Source organism: Dryocola boscaweniae (genome assembly GCF_025215095.1).
GTDB classification, from domain to species: domain Bacteria; phylum Pseudomonadota; class Gammaproteobacteria; order Enterobacterales; family Enterobacteriaceae; genus Dryocola; species Dryocola boscaweniae.
Window position 1 is genome coordinate 1 of record NZ_JALHAP010000014.1, and the last position, 255, is coordinate 255.

Below are 255 nucleotides of genomic sequence, written 5' to 3' on the forward strand. Positions count from 1 at the left end.
TGTCGCTGTTGATGCTCAGGTTATTGTTTGCACTCAGCGTGCTGCCGCTGTTGGTGATGTTCCCACCATTCAGGGTGACATTATTGCCGGCAATCACGCTGCCGTTATTCACCGTGACGTCTTTCGGTGAAAGATAGAGTTTTGGTACCAGCACCGTTTCACCGTTGATGACGGTCGCTTCCCACCACAGGATGCTGTGGTCGAGAGCGGCAATCTGGTCAGCAGTCAGTGCTACACCAAAGTTCAGGCCGAGGG

At 53.7% G+C, this 255-nt stretch carries 1 protein-coding gene; it reads right to left on the reverse strand.

Annotation, left to right across the window (positions count from 1 at the left end; genetic code table 11):
- The coding region (locus tag MUA00_RS00065; protein ID WP_271130440.1) for a hypothetical protein at positions 1 to 255 on the reverse strand (255 nt) is incomplete at both ends.